This window comes from Acidiphilium sp. 20-67-58, from assembly GCF_002255515.1.
Taxonomy (GTDB): domain Bacteria; phylum Pseudomonadota; class Alphaproteobacteria; order Acetobacterales; family Acetobacteraceae; genus Acidiphilium.
In genome coordinates, this window is record NZ_NCAS01000070.1 from 1 (window position 1) to 4,427 (window position 4,427).

Here is a 4,427-nt window from a genome sequence, read left to right on the forward strand (position 1 = left end):
ACCAGCGCCACCGCATGGCTCTTCCTCGCACATATCCGCCTGATCACACGAAAAATCGCACGCAACCGATAGCCACACTACCATTCAGATTCGGGCTCTTATAAAATCGGCCCGAAGTAACGAAACGCCCCGATTTGTAGCATAAGCGGACAAAGGGAGAACATCATGCGGCCCTTGATACAGTGTCGGGTACGGGCCTGAGTGGGCGCAATCCGACAGGGTTTTCCGTTGATTTCTGCTGGCTGCCCCAGATGTAGTCCCCGGTCAGGTTCACGTGCTCCCAGCCGATCGGGGAAAGGTGAGTAAGGTGGGCATCTGGAACATCTTCGACCTTACGCAAGGCGTCGATGGCGCGGCCAAGATAGCGCGTGTTCCAGAGGATGATCGCGGTGACGACCAGATTGAGGCCGGATGCGCGGTGCTTCTGATTTTCGAATGTCCGGTCGCGGATTTCGCCGAGCCTGTGGATGAAGACCGCCCGCGCCAGGCTGTTCCGAGATTCGCCCTTGTTGAGTTCCTGGCTGCTCTCGCGGCGTAATTCGGGGTCTTCCAGCCAGTCGAGGGTGAATAGCGTGCGCTCGAGCCGGCCAAGTTCCCGGAGTGCTGCGGCGACACCGTTTTGCCTGGGATATGAGGCGAGTTGGCGCATGATGAGCGACGCGGTCACGGTGCCGGTGCGGATTGACGTGGCGATCCGCAGAATGTCGATCCAGTGCGCGCGGATCAGGTTGATGTTGATACGGCCGGCGATCATCGGCCCGAGCGTCGGGTAGGTTGTGCCTTTGGCGAAGGTGTAGAGGCGGCGATCTTTCAGGTCGGGAATTCGTGGTGCAAACTGGAATCCGAGCAGGGCGCACAACGCGAAGACGTGATCCGATACGCCTCCGCCATCGGTATGGTGGCGGTGCTGGCGTGTCGTGACTTCGCCGTGATGATCGAGCAGTCCGTCGAGGACATGGATCGCCTCGCTCGCGGTCGCGGCGATAACCTTGGTATGGAACGGCGCGTAGCGACCTGAGAGATGGGTATAGAATTTGATGCCGGGCTCATGGCCATAATGGGCGTTGAACTGACTCGCATCGCGGCCGAACCCACCGGCCCGGAAAAATTGTCCATCCGAGGACGAGGTTAATCCTGAGCCGAATATCGCGGCGAGCGGCTCGCGATTCTGATAATCGACAAGGCGCCGCAACGCCAGCGCGTAAGTCTCGTCGCGAATATGCCAATCGGCCGCCCAGGCGAGTTGACCGAGGCTGGCGATACTGCACGCTTCGGCCATGCGGGTCAGACCCAGATTGAGCCCGTCGGCCAGAAGGCCGGCGATGAGAACTCTGGGATCATCAACAAGCTCGCCTGTCCGCAAATGGGTGAAGCACTCGGGGAAGCGGGTCCAGCCGGCAACTTCCGACAACAGATCGGTGATCCGTATACGCGGCAACATCGCATACAGGCGGCCCGCGAATGCCTCGGCCTCGGGCGGTGTCGATTTCTCGATCGGCATGATTTTCAGGATCCCTTTGTCAATCGTGACGTCGGGCAGCAACCCGCCTTTGGCACGGGCCTCAACCGCGGCAAGTCGTTCATTGAGGCGGGTCTGACGTTCCGCGATGAACCGTTCGAAGTCGGTCTCGACGGCAAGCGGAATGCCGGAATCCCCTTGCATAGCTTGCAGGGTTTCCGTGGAAATCAGACGATCTTCGAAGGCCCGATACTGCCGACTGCCCGTGACCCAGACATCACCAGCGCGTAGGCGCGTGCACAATTCCGCCAACACGCAGAGTTCATAATAACGCCTGTTGATGCCGTTCCCGGGCAAAACATGGCGCACCCAACGCTGGCGGATGAAGGCGGTCGGGGCGGATTTCGGCAGGGTTGTGGCACCGGCTTTATTGATCCGGCGCAACATATCGATTGCGCGCATCAGCGGTGTCGTGGCGGCCACGCCTTGGAAGGTGAAGGCTTCGAGAAAGGCTGGTGCCCATCGCCTGACGCCAGCATAGTGCTCGGTCAACTTTTGGTATGGATCAAATTCCTCCGGCCGGGCCAGGGCCTCCGCTTCCGCGACCGTCGTGCAGAACCGCTCCCAGGGCATCACCTTGTCGATCGCCGCGAAGGGATCGCCCTTGCCGGCACGTGCGGTGATCAGGGCCGTTCCGATCCTGGCAAAGAGCCGGACCTTTTCGTTGATCGCTCGTCCATCAGCCTGGAAATCACGAGCGTGCTTGCCTTCGGCTTTCCGGAACATCGCACCAATCAGCCGTTCGAACAGATCAATGGCATGATCTGTCAGGTTAGCCGCCAGCTCGAGGGTGATGGCGGTGAGCGTGGCGTGGCGTCGCCGGCGTTCGTAGTCGGCGATATGCTGAACCGTCATGCGTCCCGCCTCGCGGGCAAGCTGTGCAAGACGGGCTTGGTTAACGAGATGGCCCCGCGCCGGAGCGAGACCGATCGCCCGCACATGCGCCAACCGTTCGATCAATCCGAGCATCGAACCGGGCTTTGCGGATTCCGGCATCTGGCGCAGCCAGGCCAGCCAGCTTTGACTGGTTTCCAGGCGACGCTCTGTCAGGGCATCCAAACCGCGTCGTTGGTCGGTGGATAATCCGTCGGTCAGCCGACGCTCAGTTTCACGCCGCGCTTTGTGTCGTACCTCGATGCAAATTCGCTCAAGTCTCGCCGGCGCCGGTACAATGATGCCGCGTTGACGACATTCCTCCATAGCCAGAGCGGCAAGATCGAGCAGACGCTCGTTCTCGATCGCATGGGGAAGCAGCCAAGCTGACAGTTCATTTGCCGCCTTGGGGCCAAATGTCCGGAGCCCGATGCGGTTCAGCAAAGACGCGGAATGACGACGTCGATTTTGTTCGGATGCCAGGTAGGGCACGAGTGAATCTGGCAAGACGTCGATCTGATCGGCAACAAATGAAACCAGAGATGGATCGGGTATCTCACCCGCTCGCAGCACTCGGCCAGGATGGCGCAGATAGCAAAGCATCAGCGCGTAGCCGAGGCGATGATGATCACCACGGCCGCGTCGAATCAGCGCCAAGTCCGCAGCCGACAGGGTATAATGGCGGATCAGACCCCGCTGATCGGTCGGCGGATCAAACAGCAGTACGATCTGGTCCTCGGTCAGTATTCGGCGGTATCCCACTTTTTTCTCCCTGAGCGTTCGCGCCGGGAGACCAGCCGATCCGGGCCAAGGAGTCGACCAGCGTGCTGCGCGGGATGCCAAAAGTCCGACAAACCGATGCTTTCGTGGCACCAGCATCGAGCGCGGTGATCACGGTGGCCAATTTCTCCGGATCGATTCCGAAAGGTCTGCCACCTTGCCGCCCGCGTCGGCGGGCGGCAGCCAGACCGGCGTTCACCCGCTCTTGAGTGAGGGAACGCTCGAACTGTGCCAGGGCGCCAAAGACGTGGAAAAGGAACTCGCCCTGCGGCGTGGTGGTATCCATCTGTTCGGTCAGAGACCGGAAGGCGATCCCCCGCGCCCGGAGCCCGTTCACGGTTTCCAGCAAATGGGGCAACGAACGGCCCAGTCGGTCGAGCTTCCAGACCACAAGACAATCGCCAGGTTGAAGATAGGCCAGTGCCGATCCAAGGCCGGAACGATCCCGCCGGTTGCCACTGGCATGGTCCGCGAATAGGTGCCGTTCATCGACGCCGGCGCAAAGCAACGCATCGCGCTGTAGATCCAGCACCTGCCGGTCATTGTCTGTGGAGACGCGCATGTAGCCGATCAGCATGTACGGAAAACCCCCCAACATTGGTTTCCGTACACCTTACCATTCCGACAGGGTTTCTCGTACATAATTCGGGGGATAAATCGAGCTTTCTGACACCGCCCGTACCCCTGACGAAAAACATGTGTTTTCCGTACAGCCGCAATTCTGACTTCAGCACCGGGATCTCCGCTCAAACCGGCAGAATCCCTCGATTTTACCCCTCCAGCGTTCTCATTTTGTCCGCTTATGCTACAATTTGGGGCGTTTCGTTACTTCGGGCCACGAAGTCAAGGGAATGTATAATCGCGTTCTGAGACATGACAGGCCAGATTGGGAAGCAGTCCGGCATTTACTCGGTGAGCCCGATCGAGCGGTTTGTCATCTTGCAGCGACTTGGCTTGCCGAGTTGCGAAAACTGGCCAGGGACGAGGTGCCGCTCGGGCCACACCTGAAACAGCCTATCGCACGTGGGGTCGCTACTGCACTGAGCAGAGCGCGTGATGCGCTGAGCCGCGCTGGTTTTTACCCCGTATAAGCGCAGCGGAGCAAAGCCGTATCACTCTGTCAAACGTCCGTTTGAAAGAGTGATACAGGCACAAAAATCAAGACTTTCGAGTTTTCATAAATTATCGTCGAAATGGTATCGCATCGTTATTGTTGATATTGGAACGAACCTCCGCCCCCCTTATTACACTACAG

Annotated in this window: 2 protein-coding genes; both read right to left on the reverse strand. The window is 59.4% G+C overall.

Translation table 11 applies throughout. The features are described from left to right. Positions 1-163: 163 nt before the first annotated feature. On the reverse strand, positions 164-3,154 hold the full coding sequence (locus tag B7Z76_RS15560) for a Tn3 family transposase (protein ID WP_291345115.1): 2,991 nt from the start codon (positions 3,152-3,154) through the stop codon (positions 164-166). Next, on the reverse strand, positions 3,105-3,749 hold the full coding sequence (locus tag B7Z76_RS15565) for a recombinase family protein (RefSeq protein WP_291345118.1): 645 nt from the start codon (positions 3,747-3,749) through the stop codon (positions 3,105-3,107). Before B7Z76_RS15565 ends, B7Z76_RS15560 begins: the two co-directional genes overlap by 50 nt. Positions 3,750-4,427 lie beyond the last annotated feature (678 nt).

Bases quoted from the DNA above. Each gene is read 5' to 3' on its own strand.
- B7Z76_RS15565 (WP_291345118.1), bottom strand. From the start codon at position 3,749: ATGCTGATCGGCTACATGCGCGTCTCCACAGACAATGACCGGCAGGTG.